10 protein-coding genes are annotated in these 26,057 nt (G+C 64.3%); 5 read left to right on the top strand and 5 right to left on the bottom strand.

All coding sequences use genetic code 11. The features are described 5' to 3' along the window. Window positions 1-7: 7 nt before the first annotated feature. Window positions 8-1,927, bottom strand: a complete 1,920-nt coding sequence (locus tag ITP53_RS19215) for an NACHT domain-containing protein (RefSeq protein WP_195896785.1) — start codon at window positions 1,925-1,927, stop codon at window positions 8-10. A 1,065-nt stretch (window positions 1,928-2,992) separates the two neighbouring features. Here ITP53_RS19215 and drmD point away from each other — a divergent pair. The 5 genes from drmD to drmC all read left to right on the top strand — a co-directional run bounded on the left by drmD (window position 2,993) and on the right by drmC (window position 16,709). Then, on the top strand, window positions 2,993-6,283 hold the full coding sequence (drmD, locus tag ITP53_RS19220; RefSeq protein WP_195896786.1) for a DISARM system SNF2-like helicase DrmD: 3,291 nt from the start codon (window positions 2,993-2,995) through the stop codon (window positions 6,281-6,283). Window positions 6,284-6,315: 32 nt separating this feature from the next. Next, a complete protein-coding gene (locus ITP53_RS19225; RefSeq protein WP_207756130.1) occupies window positions 6,316-10,404 on the top strand; it encodes an Eco57I restriction-modification methylase domain-containing protein in 4,089 nt (1,362 codons plus the stop codon). A 61-nt stretch (window positions 10,405-10,465) separates the two neighbouring features. Continuing rightward, window positions 10,466-13,993 carry a DISARM system helicase DrmA gene (drmA, locus tag ITP53_RS19230; protein ID WP_195896788.1) on the top strand — a complete coding sequence of 1,176 codons (3,528 nt, stop codon included), beginning with the start codon at window positions 10,466-10,468 and terminating at the stop codon, window positions 13,991-13,993. Then, window positions 13,990-15,873 (top strand): DUF1998 domain-containing protein, encoded by a 1,884-nt coding sequence (locus ITP53_RS19235; RefSeq protein ID WP_328815051.1) that lies wholly within the window; start codon window positions 13,990-13,992, stop codon window positions 15,871-15,873. Before drmA ends, ITP53_RS19235 begins: the two co-directional genes overlap by 4 nt. Beyond that, window positions 15,870-16,709, top strand: coding sequence for a DISARM system phospholipase D-like protein DrmC (gene drmC / locus ITP53_RS19240; protein ID WP_195896789.1), 840 nt, complete (start codon window positions 15,870-15,872; stop codon window positions 16,707-16,709). The genes ITP53_RS19235 and drmC overlap by 4 nt, the downstream gene beginning before the upstream one ends. A gap of 611 nt (window positions 16,710-17,320) precedes the next feature. Here drmC and ITP53_RS19245 read toward each other — a convergent pair. Genes ITP53_RS19245 through ITP53_RS19260 form a run of 4 tightly spaced genes read right to left on the bottom strand, consistent with a single transcriptional unit; the run spans window position 17,321 to window position 25,688 of the window. Continuing rightward, on the bottom strand, window positions 17,321-18,595 hold the full coding sequence (locus tag ITP53_RS19245; RefSeq protein ID WP_195896790.1) for a Wadjet anti-phage system protein JetD domain-containing protein: 1,275 nt from the start codon (window positions 18,593-18,595) through the stop codon (window positions 17,321-17,323). Further along, on the bottom strand, window positions 18,582-22,880 hold the full coding sequence (locus ITP53_RS19250) for a TIGR02680 family protein (protein ID WP_268961081.1): 4,299 nt from the start codon (window positions 22,878-22,880) through the stop codon (window positions 18,582-18,584). Before ITP53_RS19250 ends, ITP53_RS19245 begins: the two co-directional genes overlap by 14 nt. After that, window positions 22,864-24,117 carry a TIGR02678 family protein gene (locus ITP53_RS19255; protein WP_195896792.1) on the bottom strand — a complete coding sequence of 418 codons (1,254 nt, stop codon included), beginning with the start codon at window positions 24,115-24,117 and terminating at the stop codon, window positions 22,864-22,866. Before ITP53_RS19255 ends, ITP53_RS19250 begins: the two co-directional genes overlap by 17 nt. Then, entirely contained in the window at window positions 24,114-25,688 is a 1,575-nt protein-coding gene (locus ITP53_RS19260) for a TIGR02677 family protein (protein WP_195896793.1), read from the bottom strand. The genes ITP53_RS19255 and ITP53_RS19260 overlap by 4 nt, the downstream gene beginning before the upstream one ends. Window positions 25,689-26,057: the final 369 nt, after the last annotated feature.

Here is a 26,057-nt window from a genome sequence, read left to right on the forward strand (position 1 = left end):
CGAGGGGCTATTCCTTGTGGGTCAGTTGTTGTCTCAGGAGATCGTGACGGAAGTAGTACAGGTCGCCAACTTGTCTGAGCACGCCGCGCTGGTAGCCATCATCGAGGAACGTGGCCACCCGCCAGGGCAGTTGGCCGGATGCGGCGAGCATGGCGCGGGCCAGGAGCAGGCGGAGGCGAAAGGCGGACAAGACGGACACGGCGAGGATGGTCACGAGGGCGGCCAGGGTGAGCGTTTCCGGGGATACGGACGGCCGGGTGACGGCCGTGTGTACGACGGCCATGTCAAGCAGCCCTACCTGCAAGGCGATCAGGCCGCGGGAGAGCGTCACTTGGAGCCAAAGCGCGGCCCCGAGCGCAATGACTACCCCCTGATCGGCTCTCAGGTCAGCGCCCATCGTGAAAAGACCGAAAACGAAGACGAAGAAGGCCGACGTCGCGATCCACGACATTACTTGGCTCGTGGGGGGCGGTTCTCGACGGTCTTGAGCGAAAACGTAGACGAAGGTGGCTATGGCCATGGCCGTTCCGAGGAGGGCGCCCCAAGCGGGACCCGCTGCTACATCGAAGGCCGTGCCAGCGCATAGCCCTGACAGCAGACCAAGGATCACGCCGTAGACCCAGGGTGGGACGACGTCGATCAGCTCCAGCGAGGAGATGCCCCGCCGACCAAAGTGTCGGGCCAGGAAGGATAACCAGTGATGCGCGGCGTCCGGGCGCCAGGCGAGGTTGGGCTGCTCGTACGCGCTGGAGCGGCCGGAGCGACTTGGGTAGCCGGATGGGTTGCGCCCGTGATGGCTGGCCGAGCCTGAGTAGAGGGCCGGCACAAGTTCATTGAGGAGATGGGCCTCAAGATCGCGTCTGATTGTGAAGGTGAGTAAGTGGTCGGGGTTCGCCGCCCGTTCGGCGTAGGCCACGCGGGCTAGGGAGAGGGCCAGCGGAGTCGATAAGCCGTGGGCGAGTTCGCCGTCCGGGTTAGCGGTCAGTTCGGCGAACACGTTGGACCATTCAGGCAGCCGTGCGGGTTTCGTGGTGATGGTCAGGTAGTCACGGATGGCGGCGGCGTCGAGCGGCTTGATCTCGATGGCGGCCGCCGCCGTGAGGACGTCCGCCTGCTGGGAGCCAATGGTGGCTAGGTATTCCGCGGTACGGCTGGTAAGGACAAGGGGATACCTGGCGCTGAAGGCGGCGTTGATCTGGATGAGGGCCTGCTCCCGTTCGGAGGCGGGCATCTCGTCAAGGCCATCCAAGATGAGCAGGAGCCGGTCCAGAGACAGCGGCTCGGCGAGGTCGTAGCCGTAGTCCTCCACCAGACGGGCGTAGATCCAACCAATGATGAGCTGGTTAGAGGGAGTCCACGTCGAGAGCCGCAAGATGACGGGGACGGGGCCGGCTTGCTCGCGGGCGGACAGGCAGGCTAGGGCGAAGCGCATCACCAGCGAAGTTTTGCCGGCGCCGGGTTCACCGAGCACGACCAAGCGTGTCCGGGGCAGTTTGGTGTGAATGGTGTGATAAAGGTCGTCCAGGCTGCCGTCGAGGTCGATGGGTAGGTCATTGTCGCCAATGACCCGCCAGTGGTCGCTGACCGGCGGGCCGATCGTCCGCCAGGAGACGGGCAGAGGCTCCGGATCCAAGAGGCGCTGCCGCAGTTCCTCCGACTTCCATACCTGCTCCACTTTGACGGCCAGTCGCTCGGCATGCGCCGCTACAGCGTCCGCCCCTAGCTCGGCTACGTCCAGCGTACCGAGGTCGCCTCTGCGCTTGGCTCGCTGTCGTAACCAGCCGATCATCGCCGCTGAGGCGACCAGGGCGGTGACGACGAAGCTAAAAATGCTGGCCCACTGGTCGGCGTACTCGCGGCCCTGAGAGACGAAGAGCACGACCACGGCGATGGCTATGAATGGCACGAGGATGGACGTGGCGACCAAGGCCCACCAGTACCACCCACGAAAGTCCGAGTTTGAGCGCGCCACGCCAGCTGACACTACTAGTAGAGGCGCGAGAAGCGGTTTGTGATGCAGACCCGGCTGCATCGCGCTGGTCATAACGCAAGCCTCTAGTTAACCGGGACGGCGGTGCCCTGAGTCGGCGTTCGAGGGCGGCCACGACCTGCTCGGGTACGGCGGCCGTGGCCAGCCGGCATCGCTGCGGTGATGCCCGTCAAGCGCATCGCTCCGCGCCGGGGGGCGCACGGCGTGAGCGCCGCGCATACTCAATGCGTTCGAGCTCAGGATCGCTCTCGCCGTTCCAGGCAGGATGGTGGGAGCAGGCCAAGCGGATGAGTTAGCGAACTCCTGCACGTGGCCCGGCTACTGAGCCGACGTGCATGATTGGGTTGAGAGGTTGTCATGGTCGAGTAGGTGAGAGCGGCGATCTCCGTGGAGACCTTCGAGATCCTGAGGTCATCGACAAGGTCGACGTGCGTCGGATGAGCATGCAGAGCAGGTTGGCATTGCAGGGCGGCGCTTCGACGCTAAGGAAAGTAAGTGCCGCGCGACCGTGTGTAGGCTCGATCTGCTGTTTAGGCTTGTTCCCTGGTACAAACCGCGGCAGGAACCTCCTCCCTCGAACGCTGCCACCCGTCGTACTTCATGAGCTGCTTGTAAGCACACCCCATCAGCCGTCAAGCGCCAGTCAGAAGCGCCTACCTGGCTCGAGTCCGGTAAAGCGGGCAAGCTCAGTTCAAGCTCCAGAGCGCTGACCTGCGGCAGGAAAGCATCTCCAATGTTTGACACCTGAAGCACACCAGTCATGAAAATTCGTCGACTTCAGGAACAGTCGCATCTTTCCTGTCAACATTGGGCATACGCTCGCGCATGCATACCCGTGAAGATGGCCTTTTCTGGATAGCCGAAATTCCTAATATGGTCATAAAATTGAAACAACTCCAGACCTACCCATGATTGTCACCTGGGTGATAAACACGTTGTTCCCTGATCCGTGAGAAGTTCAGCAAGACCCACGGGACGCAGGCGATCCAACGATGGAAGTGGATGAGTGCCCAAGTGCTCAACGAGGCTGATCTGTTTACGCAGGACGCGTCGGTGCCGGCGGTAGGCCAGCTGGTCACGGTACGTAACCGCAACTGGGTGGCGACGGCAGTGGAGCGTTCCTCGATCGCGACCGAGCAGCCGGGCAGTCCGCTACTGGCCGAAGCGCAGCACCTGGTGTCGCTGGTTTCCGTGGACGGTGACGCCGGTGACGAGGAACTGCGTGTTCTGTGGGAGCTTGAGCCCGGCGCGACGGCACGAGAGCAACACGCCCTGCCTTCTCCTCTGCGGGGGTTCGACGAGCCCGCGAAGTTGGACGCGTTCCTGGACGCGGTGCGCTGGGGCTCGGTGGCGACGGCAGACAAGACGCTTTTGCAGGCTCCGTTCCGCTCCGGGGTCAAGCCGGAGGACTACCAACTTGACCCGGTGGTGCGGGCGTTGCAGATGCCTCGTACGAACCTGCTGATCGCCGACGACGTCGGTTTTGGCAAGACCATCGAGGCGGGGCTGGTGATGCAGGAGCTGATGCTGCGCCACCGGGCGCGCACGATGCTCATCGTCTGCCCGGCCTCGCTCACGCTGCAGTGGCGCGACGAGATGCGCGACAAGTTCGGCCTCGCCTTCAAGATCGTGGATGCGGAGCTCCTAAGGGACCTTCGGAGAGCGCGTGGTGTGTACGCGAACCCGTGGACGCACTACCCGCGGCTGATCGTCTCGATCGACTGGCTCAAGCGGGACCGGCCCCTGGCGATGCTGCGTTCGATCCTGCCACCGGTGCCGCAGTATCCGCGGACCTTCGACCTCCTGGTGATCGACGAGGTACATACCTGTGCTCCCTCGGGCACGGGGAAATACGCGGTGGATTCGCAGCGCACGGTCGCGATCAAGACGCTCGCCCCGCACACCGAGCACCGGCTGTTCCTCTCGGCAACCCCGCACAACGGTTACCTGGAGTCCTTCACCGCGCTGCTGGCGCTGCTGGACAACCACCGTTTCGCCCGCACCTTGGTGCCCTCGGAGGAGGCCAAGGCCCAGGTGATGGTGCGGCGGCTAAAGCGGGACTTGCCGCCGCGCTGGGACGGCACCCCGCGCTTTCCGGAAAGGGATCTGGACCATCCCCTGGAGGTCGTCTACGACGCCGCCACCTGCGATGCCTACGCCAAGCTCAACGAGTACGCGCAGTCACGCCGGGAGACAATCTCCGGGCAGCAGTTTCTGGCTGAGATCGCACCGAGCCGAGCCACGGACTTCGTCATCACACTGCTCAAGCGGCGCTTCCTGTCCAGCCCGATGGCGTTCGCCAACACCGTAGAGGCCCATCTGAAGTCGATGGCCGCGCGGGAGCGGAAGGACAACGACGATCGAGTTGACGACCGCCGCGCGGATTCGGTCGTGGAGAAGATCCTCGCCACGATGGTCGAGCGATTAGACGAGACTGCCGAAGACGACGAGGCCTTTGGGGACGCGGAGGGCCAGGCTCTGACCACCGTCCGCCGATTAGTCCCGCCGCTCTCTCTGTCCGAGCGGAAGCTCCTGGAGGGGTTGCGCGACTGGGGGCGGAACAGCTCGGGCCGAGACGACGGCAAATTCACCGCGTTCTTCGACTGGTTACGAGCGATCGTGCAGACCGGAGGCACAGGCGGGGCGAAAGACGACTGGAACGGTGAACGCGTCATCGTGTTCACCGAGTACCGCGACACCCAGCGTTGGCTGCTCGACCTGCTTATCGGCGCAGGGGTTCCGGCCAAGGCAATCGGGCAGTTATACGGCGGCCAGGACCGTGACGAGCGTGAGCGCGTCAAGAACGTCTTCCAGGACTCTCTGGATCTGCACCCCATGCGGATTCTGCTCGCCACTGACTCTGCGAGCGAAGGCATCAACCTGCAGAATCATTGCCACCGGGTGCTCCATTGGGAAATCCCGTGGAATCCGAACCGGCTCGAACAGCGTAACGGCCGCGTGGACCGGCATGGACAGAGCGCCCCAAAGGTCGAGATTGTGCACTTCGTGCCCAGCGGCTGGGACCGAAGTCAAGAAGAGGATACCGGGTTCGCTGAGGGCACCCTGGAGGACGCGATGGCGTTCCTCGGTGTCGCAGTGCGGAAGGTCGACCAGATCCGGACCGACCTCGGCAGCGTCGGCGAAGTGATCGCCAGCCAGGTGACGCAGAAGATGCTCGGCAAGCGCTCCAGCTGGCAGAGCAGCGACAAGGAGATGAAGCAGCGCGCTGGCAAGGCCGTGCTGAAGATCGAGCGTAATCTGGCGCACGACCTGCAGCAGGCGCAGGAACAGCTCACCCAGACCCGGACCGAGCTGAACCTGAACCCGAAGACGATCGAGCAGGTGGTACGCACCGCGCTGCGCCTGGCCCACAACAAGGACCTCGTCGAGGTCCCATCGCCCAAGGGCGTCAACGCGCGCTGCTTCAAGCTCCCTGACTTGAAGGAGGGGTGGGCGCAGGCCCGCAACGACGGCCTGCGGCACCCGGTCAGCGGCAAGGAACGCCCTGTCACTTTCGACCAGGATTACGCCGGACGCAACGATGTCGTGCTGCTGCATCTGAATCACCGCCTGGTGGACCTGTGCCTGAGGCTGCTCCGCGCCGAGCTGTGGTCTCAGGGGGAGCACGGAGCGCACTTGACCCGGGTTACCGCCCGAGTCGTGCCCGGTGACCTCCTGCGTACCCCGGCGGTGATTGCGCATGGCCGTGTGGTACTCACCGGGAACCGCGGCGTGCGCCTGCACGAGCAGATCGCCCTGGCCGGTGGCGCGCTCGAGCAGGGCAAGTTGGTCGTGGAGAAGAACCCCGAGGTTCTGGAGCGCTGGCTGGCCGCGGCATCGCAGGACGCGCCGCCGCCGGAGCTCCTGGACCGGCTGACCGGGCTGTGGCCCGCGCTGGAGGCCCCGCTTGGCAGAGCCCTCGCGGCCGAATCCAAAAAGATCGCGACCAAGCAGAGCAAGGTTCTGGAGAAACGCTGCGAGGAAGATGTCAAGGCGATGCGGGCGGTCCTGGCCGAGCTGGAACGCAACATCCGTGAAGCCCTGAAAACGGACCCGCTCTGGCGTCAAGACACCCTGTTCACCATCGACGCCGAACGCGATCAGCTCAAGAAGGACCACGACGAACTCACCGAACGCCTCGCCGCAATCCCCGGGCAGATCGAGTCCGAGGCTACTGCCCTGCGCCACCGCTACGCCGACCCAGTTGCCCGCAGATTCCCCGTCGCAGTCACCTTCCTCGTTCCCGCCTCCGTGACCGTGGGCGCCACTACCTCACCTCAGGCAGGCCGCTGATGTCAGCACCCACGGCAGCAAAGCGTCCGCGCTTGCCGACGTCCACCCAACAGACGCCGATCGAACAGCACGCCGAGTGGCTCAACCTCCTGCGCCCTGACGGCCCGTTCCTCTCCGCAAAGATTCTCGCCGAGGCGTTCCCACAGGGCTTGGGCGTTGTCGAAACCGAGCTGCGCGCCCGGATCCGCCAGGCGTGGGCCGAGCTCCAGGCCGATCCCGCCACGCTCTGCTCCGCCTGGCAACATCTGGTGATGAAGGAACTGCTTGGCTATCAAGGGCAGGCCCTGCAGAACGGCTCGATGCTGCCGCGTGAGCTGGTCACCGGTGCCGGCACCGGCCCCGACGCGCTGCTGATGGGGCCGGCAGACCCTACCAGCGGGCTACCAGGCGCGGCCGAACGCGCCTTGATCTACCGCCGTCCCTGGGACGAGCCGCTCACTCGCGCGGTCAAAGGGCTGCCGTCGCTGGCCGAGCAGGCCGCTGAGTTATGCCGCCGCCGGGCTGTCCCCGTTGCGCTGCTCACTAACGGCCGGCGGTGGGTTCTCGTCCACGCCCGGCCCGCCGCGCCGACCTCCGTCGCGGTATTTGACGCCGACAACTGGTCCGAAGAACCGCTGCTGCTGCGTGCCTTCGTCTCGCTCCTCGGCGTCCGCTGCGCCGCCATCGCACCTAAGGGCCGTGACGGTAACAACACCGGCTCCCTCGCCGCCCTGTTCACCCGCACCGCCGACGACACCACCACCGTCACCAAGACCCTCGGCAAGCAGGTCCGCGAAGCCGTCGAACTCCTCGTTGCGGAACTCTCCCGCCTCGACCGCGAAGCCGGCGGCACCCTGCTGGCGGGCATCCCTCCACGCACCGTCTACCGCGCCGCCCTGACCGTCATGATGCGCATCGTGTTCCTCCTGTACGCGGAGGAACAGAACCTGCTGCCCTCGGGCGACGAGCTGTACGCCGACTCATACTCGGTCACGAAGCTCCACGACCGCCTTGACCAGGACGACGCGGCCATCGCCGACCGCTGGCAGGCCGCCTGGCCCACGCTGCTGGCCACCTTCCGAGCCATCCACGGGGGTGCCCGCCACCCGGACATGTGGATCCCCGCGTACGGCGGATCGCTGTTCAACCCGTCCCGGTTCTCCTGGCTGGAACGGGCGAAGGTCACCGACCGGGTCGTCTTCGCCATGCTCGACGCGCTGGTCAGGCTCAAGCGCGTCTCGCCGGCGGGCAAGGTCACCTCGACGGAGCGTCTGTCCTACAAGGGTCTCGACGTCGAGCAGATTGGCCACGTATACGAAGGCCTTCTAGAACACTCCGCGGTCCGGTACGAAGAAACCCACCTCGGGCTCAAAGGCAAGACGCGGTCCGATGCCAAACTCTCCGATCTGGAGACCTGGCACGCCACCGGTCGCCTCGCCAACGAGGTCACGAAGCTCGCCGGGCTGACAGCGAAGCAGTTCGCCAGCCATCTCGCGACCGAACCTATCAGCGCGGACGTTGGCAAACTCGACGCGGCTTGTGACAACGACTCCGCCCTCGCGGCCCGCGTCCGCCGATTCTTCGGCCTGCTCCGTCCCGATCTTCGTGACGAGCCGATCGTCCACCCTGCAGGGACGGTCACCGTCGCCCAGGTCGGTGACCGACGCGATCAGGGTACGCACTACACGCCGCGCGTCCTCGCTGAAGAGGTCGTCCTGCACACCCTCGACCCGCTGTGCTTCTCACCCGGGTCCTCAGACGGCATCCAGAGGCCGGCCGATGGGACTCAGCCGCCCGAGTGGCAGGTGCGGTCGGCTTCGGAACTCCTGGCTCTCAAGGTCCTCGATCCCGCGATGGGCTCGGGTGCGTTCCTGGTCTCGGCGTGCCGGTACCTGTCCGAACGCGTCGTTGAGGCCTGGGAGCGCGACGGATTGCCAGATCCAGCCATCTCACGCCTCGGCGAACAGCGCGACGATCGTGACGCGCTGCTTCTCGAAGCCCGCCGTGTGGTCGCCGACCGCTGCCTCTACGGCGTCGACATCGACGAGATGGCTGTGGAACTTGCCAAACTCTCGCTCTGGCTCGTCACTCTCGCCAAGGGCCGTCCCTTCAACTTCGTCGATCACGCGCTGCGCTGCGGCGACTCACTCATCGGTTGCCTTACCACCGATCAGATTGAGGCATTCCACCTCGTGCCCAGCGAGGGTAACCGGATCAACGCGCGCCTGACCGGGGAAATCGACAAGTTTACTGGCCGCCTGCTATCCGAGGCAGCAGAACTCCGCCGTGAGATCGAGGGACATCCGGTCTTAGACATCCGCGATTCACGGACCAAGGAAGCAAAGCTTGCAAAAGCCGAAGCGTTAACCGAAAAGCTACGACTCGCTGCGGACGTGGTAGTCGCCGCAAAATTGTCTACTGCGACGACAAAGTCCAACGATGCCTACAATGACCGTCTGAGCTCAATTTCCGACCTTGTCGAGCGTGCGCTCCTCGGAGATAACGCTGCAGAGGTCGAAGCCCGCACCATCGCCGACAACTGGCTCCTCGGCCCCCGCGGCGGACCGCGTACCGTACCGCTGCGCCCGCTGCATTGGCCGCTGGAGTTCCCCGAGATTGTGGCAGATCCGATCCGTGGCGAGCATCGATTTGATGCCGTGGTAGGGAATCCGCCGTTCATCGGTGGCACTGAGATCAGCGGACGCATCGGCACGGACAACCTCAGCTACATCGGGCAAGTCGTTTCAAGTGGCTACACCTCTGGCGGACGCGCTGACCTCTGCACGTACTTCCTGTTGCGCAACCTGAAATTGGCCCATGGCCGGCGATCCGGGCTTATTCTCGTGAACACTATCGCTCAGGGCCACTCGCGAGATGTTGGTCTCGCACGGTCAGCAGATCACGATCGAAAGATCTTCCGTGCAATAAAGTCCCAGCCATGGCCAGGCACAGCAAGTGTGCATGTATCGCTGGTTTGGCTCGGCAAGATTGGCGCAGGAGAAAAGATTACACTCAACGGTGTTTGTGTGCCCGAGATCGGTTCTAGTTTGACTAAGACGTCGCGAGCCATCGGTGATCCTCATGAACTCAAGGCATTCTCCAGGCAGTCCTCTCAAGGGTGCAAGACGACCAGTCTGGGCTTTCTGCTCGAGCCAGCTGAGGCACATGCTCTAATCGCTAAGGATACGCGCAACGCGAAGGTTATCCTTCCTTACCTCATCAACGATGAGGTAAACAATCGTCCCGACTCGTCTGCAACGCGCCACGCTATCGACTTCAATGACATGCCCGAAGATGAAGCGTGCACCTATCCGGATGTGTTTGAAATCCTTGCCAAACGAGTTAGACCTGAACGGCAAAGAAGAAAGTCTGACGGAAGCTTCCAGTTGCGAAATCCGCTACCGCAGCGCTGGTGGCTGTATGGCGATAACCGCACAGCAATGCGAAAAATCATCGCTGATTATGGCCGTGTTCTCGTAATCGGCAAGCACAGCAAGTATGGTCTGCCGAGTATTGTCCCCAACGGTCAAGTCTTCTCAGACTCCATGGTCGTCTTCTACGCCGCTGACCATGCAGCCATGCTCGCGCTACTGACCAGCGCCTGGCACTTCAACTGGTGGACCGTCAAGGGCGAGTCAACTTTGGAGACGCGTCTCCGTTACACGCCCTCTGACGGCTTCGACACGTTTCCGCAGCCCGAACTTACCCCCCGCATCCGTGCCGCCGGGGAGGAGCTGGACGCCTACCGTCGTCAGGTCCAGCTGACGCGGACACCCCAGCTCGGCATGACGGATCTCTACAACGAGGTCCACAATCGAGCGAACCGGGACGCGGACATTCAACGGCTGCGGGAGATCCACGTTGAGATCGACGAGGCGGTCGCCGAGTCTTACCTCGCGCATCCCCTGGCTTCGGGGTTCGGCTGGACACCGCTGGTCCTGAACCACGACTTTCATGAGACCACCCACGGTCTGCGCTGGACGGTGGATCCCGATGTCCAGATCGAGATGAATGACCGGCTCCTGGAGCTCAACCATGCCCTGTATGCCGACGAGCTCCGTCGCGGTCTCCACAACAAGAAGAAGGCTCCCGCCAAGTCGAAGCTCCCTCCTGCGGGACCTGTGGACGGCGCATTGTTCTGACGTGATGACCGTGTGGCATGGGCGATAAGGCTGTCGGTGCGGAATCTTATGGTGGTGACTTATGAGCGATGATCTGCTGTCCGGCAGGGCTGGCGGCCCGGTTCTTTCGGTCCCGTCGCCGGGGGCGATCCGGGACGAGCTGGCCGAGCTGGTGGTGCGAGACCTGCTTGGGCCGGTGGGCGGCGAGCTGGAGGAGGTCCCGGACTCGCCAACCGACTGGTACGTGCTCGGGCGGCTCGCACCGAACGGCACCACGATCGTGCCGGAGGAGCAGGACGCATCGCTTGGAAACAGTGAGTTGCTGGGGATGGAGGAGGGGGCGCCGGACGCCGACGCGCCGAATGTGCCGAGCCTGAGTCCGTCGTCGGTCGGGTTCACCGCGCGGGTTCGCGGAGACGTTGACCACCTGGAGGTCACTGGGCACTGGGCGCGTTATGTCCGCGACCACTCGACGAACCCGAGTGTCGAGAAGCTGATCTGGCGGCGTAAGCCACATCGGGGAAGCGTCCAGGTCGAGCTGGCAGAGTGGCCGGTGGCACCGGTCGTTCTCAGCGCCGAGGACAAGGCCGTGGTGCTGCGAGGGCGGGTGCGTCGCTTCCAGGAGGACTGGCTGGTCTCGCTGTTCCTGGTCAACACGACGGAGACCGAGGCGAACTCCGCGCCGCACTGGGTCTTCCAGGCAGAGCTCGAGGTAGCCGGAGTGGACGGCGCAGCGGTGTTCCTGCCCCGTCACGGGCCCGGTTCCGGCGGCGACACCGCTGACCGGGGTGAGCAGCGGCGGCTGGCGATGGCTTACCGGTTCAGCCCCGAGTTCGCGGTTGGGCACGGCACTGGGGTGCACGCGACGGCCAGCGGTGCCGACCCGATGACCGCGGTCGCGATCCAGACGAAAGCCGCCCCCGCGTACGACATCGCGCAGACCGATGCGCCGTCGATCAAGGATGACCCCGACCTGCCGGAGCTAGCCGAGCTGCTCGTCGACATGAAGAAGCTGTCCGAGTGCGACCCGCAGGAGCTGCGAGCGGGGCTGACGCCACTGGTCGTCGGCTATCGGGCGTGGATCTCCCGGGCCGAGGCCCGGGTTGGGCAGCCTGGCCAGCATCTCGACGAATACGCGATCCAGGCCGGGGAGGTGCTGGTTGAGGCCAAGCGGGCGGCGGAACGGATCGAGGCGGGGATCGAGCTGGTGCTGGGGGACGCGGAGGCCCTGGCTGCGTTCCGGTTCGCGAACAGTGCGATGCACCTGCAGCGCATCCACACCCGCGTCGCCGCAGCCCGAAGACGGGGCGACTCCCGCAGCGTTGACGAGGTCTTCCTCGACGAAGATCAACTGCTCAACCGGTCCTGGCGTCCGTTCCAGCTCGCGTTCCTGCTGCTGAACCTGCCCGCGCTGACCGATCCGGCGCATCCGGAGCGTACCGCGGGGGTTGAGGCGGTGGCGGATCTGCTGTGGTTCCCCACCGGTGGCGGCAAGACCGAGGCATACCTCGGCCTGACTGCCTACACCCTGGCCATCCGCAGGCTGCGGCCGGGGTTGGGCGGTCTCGACGCGTCCCACGGGGTCGCGGTCCTGATGCGCTACACCTTGCGGCTGCTGACGATCCAGCAGTTCCAGCGAGCCACCGCGCTGATCTGCGCGTGCGAGGTGCTGCGCCGCAAGGACGAGACGCAGTGGGGCGAGGCGCCGTTCCGGATCGGCCTGTGGGTCGGGGGAAAGGTCTCTCCAAACACAACCGACAAGGCCTCCGACTGGGTCAGGGAAGTACGCCGGGCCAGCGGCAGACCCGCGCAGAACTCCGGCTCGCCCTACCAGTTGACCAGCTGCCCGTGGTGCGGCACGAAGATCGAGAAAGGGAAGGACATCGAGGTAGACAAGACGCTGCGCCGCACCTACCTGCGCTGCCCCGACCTGTTCGAGTGCCCCTTTGGTAGCGCCGACCCGGACGGGGAAGGCCTGCCAGCCGTCGTGGTCGACGAGGAGATCTACCGGTTGCTGCCGAGCCTGGTGATCGCGACCGTCGACAAGTTCGCACAACTGGCCTGGAACGGGCGCACCCAGTCCCTGTTCGGACGGGCCTCACGAAGCTGCTCCCGGCACGGCTACATCACGGCCCAAATGGCTGATGAGGACTGGGAGGCCGGCAGCCATCTCGCGGAGGGTCGCCATCCGGCCGCGACGACCACCGTGGCTACGCAGGTGCGTCCGCCGGACCTCATCGTCCAGGACGAGCTGCACCTGATCTCCGGCCCGCTCGGCTCGCTGACCGGCCTGTACGAAGCAGCCGTGGACCGCTTGGCCACCTGGGAATATGCGCCCGGCAAGTCGGCGCGGCCGAAGGTGATCGCCTCGACGGCCACGGTCAGACGTGCCGAGCGACAGATCCACGCGCTCTTCGACCGGCGTACCGAGGTCTTCCCGCCGCAGGGCTTGGAGATCGGCGACAGCTTCTTTGCCCGACAGCGGCCCACGGATTCGCATCCGGGTCGCCGCTACATCGGAATCTGCGCCCAGGGGGTGCGCACGAAGTCCACGATGATCCGCGTATACGTTGCGGTGCTCGCCGCCGCGCAGACCGTGCACAAGAAGTACGGCCACAACCCGGTGACCGACCCGTACATGACGTTGGTCGGCTACTTCAACAGCTTGCGCGACCTCGGTGGCATGCGCTTGTCGGTCGAGGATGACGTCTCCACCCGGCTGGAGCGCATCAACGAACGCGGGCTGACCCGCCGCTACGACTTGCGGCTCGACGAACTCACCTCACGCCTGAGCTCGGAGAAGATCCCCGATATCCTCCAGCAGCTGGAGTACACCTTCCCACGCGTGAACAAGTTGACGCCGATCGACGTCCTCATGGCCACCAATATGATCGCGGTCGGGGTCGACGTGTCGCGGCTCGGCGTCATGGTCGTCGCCAACCAGCCCAAGTCCACCGCCGAGTACATTCAGGCCACCAGCCGCGTCGGCCGAGCCGCCCCCGGCCTAGTCTTCACCGTGTTCAACTGGGCCCGGCCACGCGACCTGTCCCACTACGAGACCTTCGAGCACTTCCACGCCACCGTATATCGGCACGTAGAGGCACTCTCGGTCACCCCGTTCGCGGAACGCGCCATCGACCGTGGCCTGACCGGGGTGCTGGTTTCGCTGGCCCGCAACCTGGAAGCCACTGACAACGGCAACTCTGGCGCGCAGACCTTCGATACGCGCGGCGGCAAGGCTGACCACATAGTGCGTTACCTGGAGCGTCGAGCGGGGGATGTCGCCACCGAACGGGCGGTGGCCACCCGAGTCCGGGAGGAGCTCGACAGCATTCTGGACCTGTGGGCGCGCGAGCAGCGCCGACCGGCGACCCGGCTCGTCTTCGACGTCAAGGGCAAGGTCGACGACATCGTCGCGCTGCTGCACGGTCCGGACTCCGGCCCGTGGCGGCGCATGACCTGCCCCACTTCGCTGCGGGAGGTTGAGCCGGGCATCCGGCTTGTGCTGCGGGACGCGCCGGGCAGTGCCGACGACCATGACGAGCATCCGTTCCTTCCCCGCCCGAACCCGGACGCCGACGACGCTGGACAGCAAGGGGACCTGTCGTGACCATCACCGAGGACGGCCCACGGTCGGCGAACGACCTGCGAGTCGGGGAGCTGAGGCCCAGCCAGCTGCTGCACACCTACGGTGTCGGTGCGGTCGCGGATCTGCCGAACCTCTCGGTGATGATCCTGGGCCTGGACGAGTGGGCGCTGGAGAAGGCCGCGATCATCCCCGAGGAGCGGCTGTTGGCGGCGGTGCGTAGTAAGCTCGGCTTCCAGGTGCAGAACCTGCGGATGCCGCCGTACGTCCCGGAAGATCCCAGAGATGTGAACGGGGCCTGGTCCCGGATCGGTGTACCAGTCGCGGTCTTCCCTGGCTGGTTGCGCTGTACCGACAACCGGTGCAACCGGCTCGCCCCTGCAGGCTCCGGCCTCTTTCACTTATTGTCCAACAGTTACGCACCCGACCAGACTCGCTACGTCCATTCCTGCCGCGATAGTGGCCGCAAGAGGCCCACCGCGGTGCCCGCCAGATTCGTCTCCGCTTGCCCCGCCGGGCACGTGGACGATTTCCCTTGGTTGTACTTCGTTCACCGCGGCGCACCGTACGGGCCGGGCCACACCCTTAAGCTGATCGAGCGCGGTACCACCGGTGAAGCGGCGAACATCTTCGTCGACTGCTCCTGCGAGGTAAACGCCCGGTCCATGGCCGAGGCGATAGGCATCCGCAGCGAGCAGGTCCTCCCGGCATGCCGGGGCCGCCACCCGCACTTAGGCACCTTCGAGTTGTGCTCCGAACAGACTCGGACCATGGCGCTGGGCGCGACGAACGGTTGGTTCGCGATGCAGCTGCGGGTCTTCTCCATCCCGCACGCGAACGACCCGGTCGACAGCGCCGTGGCCGAACACTGGAACGGACTGCGCGTCCTGGCGGATCTGTCACCTGAGGTCGCACGTATAGTCCTGCCAACCCAGATCATGTGGCCACAACTTGAGCGCTTCGGCGTCGACCAGGTGCTGAAGGCGGTCAAACGACGCGGTAACACGCATCAGGCCCCCGCATCCGAGGAGTCCGACGCATTGGACATCGCCGGACCAGAATGGGAGGCCTTCACCGGCGCCCCTCAGAACCACCCTGATTTCAGCGTTAGCGACGAACCCGTCCCGCCGGCGCACCGCGCCTGGCTCAGCCAGGTACGTCTGGTTAAGCGGCTGCGTGAAGTGTCGGCCCTGTATGGGTTCAGCCGGATCGACGCGCCGGAATGGGGCTCGGCGACCAGCGGTGGCTCCGCGGAGGAGGAGAACCGGGCCCCCCTGTCCAGCACCGCACCGACCTGGGTGCCGTGCGCAGAGACTCGAGGCGAGGGCATCTTCCTGCGCTTCGACGAACAGGTAGTCTCCGCTTGGGAACAGGACCCGAACGTCATCCAGCGTACGAAAACCCTGATGGAAGCACACCGGAAATGGTGCGCCCACCGCCGGATCGAAGCAGAGTGGCCAGGCATCCGCTACGTACTGCTGCACACCTTCGCCCACGTGATGATCCGCGAGGTCGCCCTCGAATGCGGGTACGGAGCATCCGGAATCGGAGAGCGGATCTACGCGCGCGCCGGAGAGGATCCGATGGCCGGCATCTTGCTCTACACGGCGGCCCCCGACAGCGAAGGCACCCTTGGCGGCTTAGTCAGCCTCGGCGGACAACACCGACTCGGCGCACTGATCGGCCAGGCACTCGAAGCGGCGCGGCTGTGCGGCTCGGATCCCCTGTGCGCCGACCACAACCCGGTCGTCCACAGTCGCCTGCACGGCGCAGCCTGCCACGCTTGCCTGTTCGCCGCGGAAACCTCCTGCGAGCGGGGCAACCACTTCCTGGATCGTGAACTGCTCGTCGAAACGTTCAGTGGCCGGGCGGGCGGGTTCTTTACGCAGTTCTCTACGACGTGACCCGCCCCGACGTCCCCCTGGCAATACCGCCCCTTTCGCATGTACTGTCCGGGCTCGTCGCCAGCCTCCCGGGAACTCACCTCGCTGCCTGGATCCGCGTCCTGCGTACTGTCGCGACCCCTGACGAGCGGACCGAATCCTTCCTCGCCTCCGCCCACCCGGGCGCGGGCATCGGACCTCGCGCCAGCCTGCTGGTGACCTCATGGATAGCCACCAACACACAGCTGACGGGTCCTGCCGTCGCTCTCGCTCTCGAAGCCGCCAGCCATCGCTACGAACAGGACCTCGCCTCCCACCACGTCGAGATCGCCGTCTCCGGCCCGGTGAGCGACGCGGTCCCCATCAGGCTGACCGCGTCCGTCGCTGTTGATGTGATCCGGGCTGCGACCAGCGGCCTTCTGGTCACGAGCTACGCCGCATTCGGCGTCCAAGAGATCGTTAGCGAGATCTGGGCAGCGGCGGACCGGGGTGTCAGCGTCGATCTCATTCTGGAGACTGCTCGTTCTGCTGGCGGAAGGCTAGGAGGGGACAGCGACGGCCGCACCGCCTTCCATGACCTTCGCTTCCACCCGGACGTGCACCTGTGGCAATGGGCGAATGACCAGCGGCACGGTTCCGGAGGCCGACGCGGCAGCATGCATGCCAAGGTCATCGCCGCCGACCGGGTCATCGCCTTCCTCGGCAGCGCAAACCTCACTGACAACGCCTACACCGATAACCTGGAAATTGGCGCGGTCATCCACGACCCCACCTCTGTGGCCAACCTCGTCGACCACTTCACAACCCTGATGCGCTCAGAGCAAGGCCCTCTGATCCGATTGCTCTGGTCCCCATGACCTGGTGCAGCCAGTCCATGGCCCGGTAGCAGTGCGCCTGCCGTAAATTCCATCCGCACAGGTAAAGCGGCATGTTAGTACTCGTGGAGGACGCCGCCGAGTCGGTCTCGTCGGCGTATGTTCAGGTCGATGATTCGTTCGGGGTCCGTGATCGGGTCCGGGACGGGACGCAGCGGGGCGGCTTGGTTCAGGGCTTGATGGGCTCGTTGCTGGTTGTAGAGGTGTTCGTACTCGCGTAGGGCGTGACGCAGGTGTCGTTCGTTCCAGAGCAGGCAGCGGTCCAGGAGTTCGTTGGCGGCAGGACTGCACCCATCGCTCCATGATCGATTTCATTCGCGGCATCCGGATACCGGTGAGCGCCGTCTTGATGCTGGCCTCGACGAGGATCTCGTCCACGAGGGTGGGGAACTTGCCATCTGAACGCTTCACCCGCTTGGAGAACGTTCAGCGATTCGTTGGCCGGCATGTACCCAGGATGCCGGTGATGATCCACTTGAGGACACCCGTGGGTCGCTCCAGCAGGCAGTAGCGAGGCAGTCGAAAGCCGCGAGAGGCGAAGAAGCGACCGTCATCGAAGCTGTCGCAGAATGAATAATGTTCATAGCAAGCTTTCATGACAGCAGAACAGTCACCGCCCTCAGCCGGTCAAGGCGCTTTAGTAGGCTAGGCAAGACGAGTTCGTGCAGTCCTTCCTGCTCGCACCGGTATCCGTCATTGCGAGCAATCGCTTGGGCGAGGGCTTGAAATGGCTTCGGCGCTCTTGTGGCAAGATCTCGTGCTTTTCGGCACCAGTTCATGCGGTCTTCGGCGTCTTCGTCGAGCATGTAGCCTGCTCCGTAAAGATCGGCATCCATGGCGACGGGATGAATGGTGCGACCGCTCTTCGCCTGTAGATTGAGAATAATCTCGATGCCGGGAGGATCAAGATCGCCCCAGGCGGCGATGGGGATGTCGGGCATTTGGGCTAGGAAGTAAGCGAGAGCGTCGGAGGCGTAGCCCTCCATCCAGATGCACAGCCATGTCTCGTGAATGGGGGTACGGCTGAGCGCTTGGAAGGTCTCCTGATTCTCGATGAGGAGAATTCCTCGGGCGGGGACCTCAAGAATCCCTTGTGTGGCCGCAGCTGTACCGGGGAGTGCCACGAAGGGTCGGGCTGCTGACGCATCTGCGACCAAAGAAGATAGTTTCCAGCTAAGCGGGCCGAGCATACGGATACCGGTGTCTGCGGTGTACACGGCTTCCTCAAACGAAGTCGCGATCAATCTGCTAAAGGCCGCTTTGGCGGAATCGGTCCACTTCTTACTGCCGCCCAGGGCACGAACGGCCAACTCGCGCTCGGCGAATTTCCATCCGCGGTTGCGGCCCCGGGCCCATTCGGCGGCGGCATTGAGCGCTGCCGCATATGTGTTCCAGTTCTTGGTCGCGGCGACGGTACCGTTGGGAGGTAGCCACCGTGTGTCGTTGCCGAGTGCGGTGAGCAGGGCGAGTTCGTTGGCGAGTTCTGGGATGTCTTCAAGCCTGCGATGTAAGTCGGCGCGGGCGTAAAGAATACGGGCCTTTTTCGCGATGCGCTGATATCTGGCCTGGCCGCGCTTGGTGCGTAGCGGGCCGCCGACACCGATGAGAAGGTGACGCAAGGTAGTGCTGTAGGCGCTGTCGAGCAGTGCTTGATCGGCGCGGCCCAGGTGGATAGCTCGCTCGCTGACGCTGGCAGTGCCGAACAGGTCTAGGATATCCGCCCGCTGACGTGCGGTCATGGCGAGGTCCATTGGCTTGTCCAGGCTGCCGCCGTTGTAGATCCTCTTGCGGAGGGCTGCGCAGAAGGCTGCTCCGCCGTCAGTGCACGCCCAGTCGGCGAGATCCTGGGGCAGCTTAGTCCTCGTCATCGTCGTCCTTGTCCTCCTCGTCTTCAGGCTCCTCTTCTCCGCTGTCGTGATCGCCCGCCTCTACGTATGCGTCTTCGCTGGCATTTCCCTCGTCGTCGAATTCGTCCAGGTAATCGTCCTCTTCCTCTCCCCAGTCGAGGCCGACCTCGAAGCCATCCCCGAACCGCAGCGCGGGGTCGGGCAGATCGTGGCGGCGAGTGCCATCCCAGATGATCGGAGTGGTCAGGACGCCTGCGATGTTGGGATGCCGGAAGAGCTGGTAAGTGGCGACGCCAGGAACTTCCTGATGGAACCCCCATTCGTCGTGGCTGGCCATGACGACGTCAAGATCCAGGCTGGTGAGCAGGCCCATGCAGCGGCCCCGCATCGGGGCGTCGATGCCCGCGAACGCCTCGTCGAGGTAGACCGGCCGCGGCGCGGTCGGCGCGGCTCCTGCGTAGTGGGCGGCTGCTGCTACCAGGAGCGGGAGTTGGAGCATGACAGCCTTCTCGCCGCCAGACCCCAGTTGATGCTTGTCGTCCGTGAGATCGTTCCACTTCACCTGGGGACCGGGCTTGTAGCGGATGCGGATACGACTCCAGGAACGGTAGTCCAAGGCCTGACGAAGATGGACTCGCCAGTCGGCGGTGGTCTCACGGCTCCGGGCCTCCTCCACTTGGCTAACCAGGAAGCGGATGAGTTGTTCGCGTGCGGCCTCGGGAAGGTGCTTGCTGGCCTGTCCGTCGAGCGCTTTCAACGCTGCCTTTACTTCGGGGGCCTGCCGGGGGGCGGGCTCCCAGATAAGTTTCATCAGATACCCGGATGCCGTGGGAGCCTGCTTCAGCAGGGTATTCATTCGCTCAATGAGCTTGGCTGCCTCGGCTCGGCGGCGGCGCAGATGGTCACCCAGATTTCCGAGGAGTACCTCGGTGAACACCTTGTGCTCGTGGTCGTCGAGCATGCTGCGCCGCGTGCTGATCTCGTTGGCCATGATGTCCTGTGCCTCCTGCACGCTGCACAGAACACCGTTGTGCCAGATCTGGACCACGAGCAGCGGGCCGTCGTTGCTGGCCCGGGGCCGCCAGTCAGGACCGGTAAGATTAATCTTGAGCGATCGGAATTCCTCGTCGACCTCGTCGCGGGCGTTATTGCGGTCCTTTTCGTTCCATTTCTCATTGGCGAGGCGTCGGACAGCAGCCTCGGCCTGGGCTTCGACGAGTTCAAACTCGCTCGCCGGTGCATCGTCGACGTGGGCAAGGGCCAGAAACCCGTTCCGGGCCAGTCTTCGATAGCCTTCGACAGCAAGGCTGTGGACTTCTTTGCAGCTGCTGCACTCCTTCTTTGCGTTGGCAACAGCCCCTTCCAAGACGCCGACGTTCACCGACGCCTTTCGGGAATCGGCTAGGCAATCCTTGAGGGCTCTGTCGGTATCCCCCAGTTCTTGCTCCGCAGTGGCAAGCGCGGTTAGTACCTTCTGCGGGCCTGCGCCGGCATGGCGCTGGTGGACGTCGAGGACTTCCTTGTTACGCGCCAGCGAGCCTTCGGCGTCCGCCAGTTCCGTTTCTCTGGTGCCTCGATTCCTCGTGCAGATTGCGAGACGCTTGTCCGCTTTGGAGGCACGCTCGCTCTGCTGCCGCCACTGCTCCGCCGCATGACACACATCGGTCACCGCAGAGCGGTACTGCTCCAGTGCCTCCCGCTCCAAAGAGATCAAGTTTGCGTCTATCGGCACCGATCGCGGACGGGCGTAGTCGTCCAGGACAGTCTCGGCCTTCACCACGACGTCACGACAGCTATGTTGATGACGCTGCGCTACGTCGACTTCCTGACTGCGCTGCTTGAGTAGCTCCTGGGCGGTCGTCAGATTTTGGCGCGCCTCCCGCAGGTCCAGATCCTCATTCCGGGCCTCGCCATACTCGATATCTAGATTGTCTAGACGAGTTTGCAGGCCCGAGATGGAACTCTCCATATCTGTGATGCGCCCATCGAGCTCCGCGATGAGGTTGTCGAGGATGGCGAGCCGACGCTGACGCTCTGCCTCTCGCGCCGCGGCCCCGATATAGGCTGCGGCAGTACTCGTGGTCCGCCCATGCAGGGGCCCGATCTTCCAGGAGCCGTCGAGGCCGATGTGGGAGCCGTTCATGCTGGCACCGCCATGGTTCCAGAGCGCAATCGAGGCGAGGATGGTGTCCGTGGTCTCGATGGAGACCAGGGGGTGTTCGACCGGGGACAGCACATCGGTAAGCGACCGGTCGGCCCGTGTGCCAGTGGTCGGGACGATGACCGTTTCCAGGGTGTCCGGGGCGAGGACCTGGCCATCGGCGGTGATCCATGCATCGAGGACTCCGGCGGCAAGCATGGCTGCTTCTAGCCTGGCCTTCTCCGCGCTCGTGAGGCCAGGCCTGAAGTCGAGGAGCTTCCACAGCGGCGCCCCGTCGCCGAGTTCCTCGGTTCGCTCACGACGCTGAGCGACAGGCGCCCCTGGTACCGGGTCGGTTTGTGCCGCGACTTGCTCACGTTCGCGGGCTGTCGTCTTACGCTGGCTCGTGAGCGTCTCGAGCGCCGCCTGTTCGCCGGCCAAGGTGCGCGTCAGCGCGCGTTCTGCCCGCTGGGCGTGCGGAGCGATGAGATCGGCCAGACTGGGGTGTCCCGGCTCGCCCAGCATAGGGACAGCGTCCAGCAGTTCGCGGAGATGGTGGTCGGCAAGTGTCAGTTGTGCACACCGCCCAGCCCACGCAACAAGGAACTGGGCCAGTTCGTTCACACAGTGCTTGAGGAGTTGCAGCTTCTTGCCAAATGAAGCGTCAGCTTCGTCACGTAGACCGACCACGCGTTCGAGCCCTTGCGTGGCTGCCCTGTATTCGGTACGAGCCTGCTCGACCTCCTGCACAAGTTCCAGCGCCTTGGCCAGGATTGCGAAGCGGGAGTCGATGTGGCCAGCCAGTGCCCGACGCGCTGCCGACGGTTCGCCTCGGATCCGCTCGTTCTCACTCTGGTGTACGTCCTCCAGCACGGCAGCCGTGGCACGTAGGACGGCTTCGCCCTCCATCTGGACCAGATGAGCCAGCGCCTGCTGGCGCCCCTTGGCCTCGCTGAGCAGTTCGGCCTTAGCATCGGTCTCGGCTTCTACCGCTTCCTCCAGACGCGTTTGGGCGTTGGCTATCGACTGCTCTGTTTCCGCCACTTGCTTGTGCAACTGCGTGATCAGGCCATGCTGTCTCATCTCCGGGCTGGCACGCAGTTCCGCTATGCGGGCGTATAGGGCGTCACGCTGCTGTTCCGACTTCACCTGCCTCACCTCGAGCGCGGCGACTTCGTCCCGTGTCTTCTCGAGAACAGTTTCCTGATGCTTGTGCGCGGCCTGGGCCGTATGCAGCTGCCTGCTGGCGTCGAGGAGTTGCTCAGCATCGTGGCGTACGACTCTTCGCGCCAGGCGTTCATAAACGGACAGGAACGTTCCGACGTGGCTGTGGTCGCGGACCAGGGTTTCCAGCTCCTCACGGTTGCTGGCAAGTTCGTCAAACTTCCCCGCGAGGTCATCGATCAGCGCTGCGCTCACTGGAGGAAGGCTCTCGGAGAGCATGGCCATGAGCTTCTCCGCGCTGAAGTCCTCGCTCAGCTTGGGCTTGCGCAACGTGAGCAGGAGATCAACCAGTGCTCGCAACCGAGCCGTCGAGAATCCGAAGAGCTGGCTGGCAACAGCCGCACGGTAGTCCTTGGCGCGCTTGTGGACGCAAGGTTCGCCCAGTACGGCTTGCAGCCCCTTGCGCAGATGGGGGCGCTCCTCGTCGTTCCACAGTGAGAAGTCGGAGCCAACGCGGCGAGGGGTGGTGAAGAACCAGGATGCATACAGGCCCTTGGAATGGGTGGCCAAGGCATGCATGCCGATGCCGATGGTCAGGTACTGCTGGCTTCCGTCTTCCGCGATGCGCCCGTACTCCGTCCACACGTATCCCACCTGCTGATTGCGCCCCCCGTACAGGAGGTTGTCTCGCATGGTTCGGGCGGCGTTGCCGAACGGGTCGATGCGCCGGGCATTGAGGACGGCATCCAGCAGTAGTGGGCTTGTGACCTCTAGCGCCTTGGTCTTGCCACTGCCATTGTGTCCGCGCAGGATGAGTTTGCCATCGTAGAAGACGAATTCCTGCTCCTCATACTGCCAGATCCCGATCATGCCCATCCGGAGCGGTTGGTAGCGGGTCCGCGTGGGGATCGGAGGCTCTCCCGCGAGGATTCGCTCCAGGGCATGGACTCCTGACGGCTCCTGTGATGAGTCCGAAACAGAGAGGTCAGGTGAGTATGTCATCGCTTGGCTCTTCGAGGGTCGGGTCGTCGGTGGGTGAAGTCTGGAGGTCGTCGAGGCCGAACAGCATTAGCCCCGGTTTTTCGGTGCGCGGACCGCGCCCGCTGGGATCGCGGAAGCGGGCAAGAGCAGGACGTATCAGGATGCCTCCAGGGACCTCACAGATCAGGTCCAGCCCGATGAGGATCGGGGCTGCAGCCTGCCATGTGTGCTCGCCGTCAACGGGCTTCTGATTGATGGTCGTCATTGTCTTGGCCAGGTCGGCGGCGACTTCTGAGCTCAGTTCAAGCAACCGTGTTGTCCCGATCCAGCCGGTACGGTCTGGGGCATCGACTACCTCGTGGAACAGACGCTCGGCCAGAACGAGAGCCGCGAACGACGCGGCACTGGTCTTGGGAAACTCCAAGTCGGTGAGCTCCTCATCGACGATCGCAGCACCTTCTGCCCGGACCTCCACGCGCGCCCCGAGCCCTGCACGCAATGCCTGGATCAGTTCCTGCATATGACCAAGGAAGTACTCACGCTGGTCGCTCGGTAGATCATCGAAGTAGACCACCGGGTCGTCCACGAGCCGGCGCATCACGGCATGGTGCAAGGCGCGGCCCTCGGAGATCATCCGATCGGTCCCAGTCGCGATCAACAGCTCTTGTGGGCCGGTGGTCAGGGACGGCGAGACGGAGGTGCTGAGCATCAACGCCGCAGTACGGTGGTCCACGTCGTACAGAGCGTCGCCTATCCCTCGGATGTAGTCCTGCTCGTCCTCCTGAGTCACCACCGTGTCGAGGGTGGAGACCAGGACTCGCAGCCTGCACAACAGCCGAACCATGAGAACAAGATCTCGGCGCTCGCGGCTCACCGTAGCGTCGAAGCGCCGCAGGCTCGGATGGGTACGGGACACGACCTCGATCTTCTCCGCGAGTTCGCTGATGACGGTCTGGGCTCCGCAATCCTCCAGTACCGCGAGAACCAAACAGAACAAAGCGCATTGCCGAGCCGTTGGCGCGTCGGATCCCTGGCGTCGTACATTCCCCGGCGCTTTGAACAGACGCACCCGGTCCCGTTCCACGCGCAACTGCCAGCCCAAGTGATGCTCGAACCATGCCTGTAGCTCCGTTTGGTGCGTACGAGCCATCTCGACGGTGCGTGTGTGGACTCCTCGACGGTGCAGCAGAGGGCGCGCCAGCAATGCCCGTACTACGTGGACGCGTTCAGCTCCGGTCACACCACTCCAACGCGTCATGTGGCCTCCTCACGTAGGTGGAGGGTCAGTTCCATGTCCTCCAGGGACATCCGTCCGCCTCGGAGCCCCACCACCGCGGGGGCCGCGGTCCCAACTTGACCCTGCCGTCCGCCGACGGGAGACAGGACCACCAGAAGCCGCCCATCTGATGTCCGGGTCCGGTACGTTCCCTTGCGGTCGGGGCGCACCGACAGAGCCGTATCAAGGCAGCGCAACAGGACCTCCGCCTCGGCTTCGCTCAGTGTGCCAAGCGCAGAGAGTCGCACCGGGCCGCGACCAGTCAGCGAACGCTCCGCGTTCGCTTCCTCTTGCTGCTGACGACCCTGCTGCGCCGCTAACATGCTTTTGGCTCGGCGTGATCTACGCACCCGGGGTACAGGTCCCGGTCTCGTCCGGGGTCCGTGCGCCCGATAGGCAGCGGAGACGGATGCAGGCCTCCCGTCCCACCAACTCACCTGGTCCAGCACGTCCTCGTCGTCCTCTAACGGACGAAGCACTCCCAGGTGTCTGGCTCCGTGCAACCCGAAAGCGGCACGCCACAGCCCAGCGACATCTCCGCGGGGAGCCTCGTCCATCCGGTCGAACCACGAAGCCATCGCCACCAGGTCAGCGGCTCGGTCAACCTTCCGGAACCGCTGGTCATTGATCTGGCGGATAGTCAGCAGAATCTGGTTGACGGCGTCAGAAGCCCGCTCCTGCAGCGTCTGTGTAACTGCGGGCCGGTCAGCGGTCTCGTAGAACCAACTTCGCAAGCCCGCCCACTGCCCTTCCATGCGCGCGACCTCCCGAGCCACGATCTCTTCATGGCTTCGCCCGCGCTGCGGCGGCGCCTCTATGTCCGCGATCTGCGGCAGCAAGTCAGCGACCCCACGCTCCTCCACCTGTACGATCACGTCCGCGATCTGCGGTGCGTACCGCGACAAAGCAACGATGAACGTCTGCAGGTAGCCGACGACCACCTCCTTGTACGCCAGGAACGCCTCGATTTCCGCATCACCCTCCACCACGAGCGACCGGTTCAGACCTTGGACGAACAACTTCGCGTTCTCCGACAAGTCCACGAATCCTCGCACCAAACGCTGGAACGCCTGGGCACAGCCGGCCAGGTCCGCCGGCGTCTGTCCGGCAGCTCTTGCCAGAGCCCTCAACGCGTCGAGCACCTCGGGCAGGGTAGATGCTTGAAGGGAACCGGCCGTGCCCATCTCTTGGTCGATAGCTGTGAGCATCCGGTGGACTTGGGCGCCTTCGGACGTCAGCTGGTAGAGGAAGTCCTTATGAAGAAACTCCTGCGCAGAGCCGCTGCGCCGCATGTTGTAGATGCGATCGACATTGCGCCATCCATACAGAGAATCCAACAGCTCGTCCATCGGGGGCAGTTCCGCGGTCAACTCCGGCGCTTCCGTCAGTTTCGCCCTCACCCGCTGGTCGATTTCTGGCGTGGAAAGGTGAATGCCCAGCCGTGACTCCTCCTCCAGCAGCACGTCCAGAGCGAGCCTGTAGTAAACGGCATTGCGCACCGTCAGGTAGGTGACGATGGGCACCTGGTGCCCGAAGCCGTGTAGCTGGCTCATGAGCGATCCGCGCCAGGTCCGTACTCCTGGAGAACCAACGCGAGTACACCTTCCAGCTGAGCTATGCCGTGGGCGGTCTGGGCCCACGACGGAGACAACGCCACTGACCTGGGCTTTCATCACCCATCCACCGCTGTCTCCGTGGAGGACAACGCGTCTGGTCACCACAATGCGGGCCCAGCGACCGGCGCAGTGTCGGCCCCTGAAGATCTCCGCAACAGCAGCGACCGCTAGTTGCGCAAGATAACCATTAGCAATGTACAGCCCCGCCGGGTGCCAACTGTCACGTCATAACCAAAAATCACGTGACTCTACGTACAGGGCGTCGACGATGGTGGCATCGCCGCTGGTGGGGAATCTGTCGCGTTG

The sequence above is a fragment of the Nonomuraea cypriaca genome (assembly GCF_015645445.1).
Classification (GTDB): domain Bacteria; phylum Actinomycetota; class Actinomycetes; order Streptosporangiales; family Streptosporangiaceae; genus Nonomuraea; species Nonomuraea cypriaca.

Bases quoted from the DNA above. Each gene is read 5' to 3' on its own strand.
- drmD (WP_195896786.1), top strand. From the start codon at position 2,993: ATGAGTGCCCAAGTGCTCAACGAGGCTGATCTGTTTACGCAGGACGCG.
- drmA (WP_195896788.1), top strand. From the start codon at position 10,466: ATGAGCGATGATCTGCTGTCCGGCAGGGCTGGCGGCCCGGTTCTTTCG.
- ITP53_RS19245 (WP_195896790.1), bottom strand. From the start codon at position 18,595: ATGACGAGGACTAAGCTGCCCCAGGATCTCGCCGACTGGGCGTGCACT.
- ITP53_RS19250 (WP_268961081.1), bottom strand. From the start codon at position 22,880: ATGACATACTCACCTGACCTCTCTGTTTCGGACTCATCACAGGAGCCG.
- ITP53_RS19255 (WP_195896792.1), bottom strand. From the start codon at position 24,117: ATGACGCGTTGGAGTGGTGTGACCGGAGCTGAACGCGTCCACGTAGTA.
- ITP53_RS19260 (WP_195896793.1), bottom strand. From the start codon at position 25,688: ATGAGCCAGCTACACGGCTTCGGGCACCAGGTGCCCATCGTCACCTAC.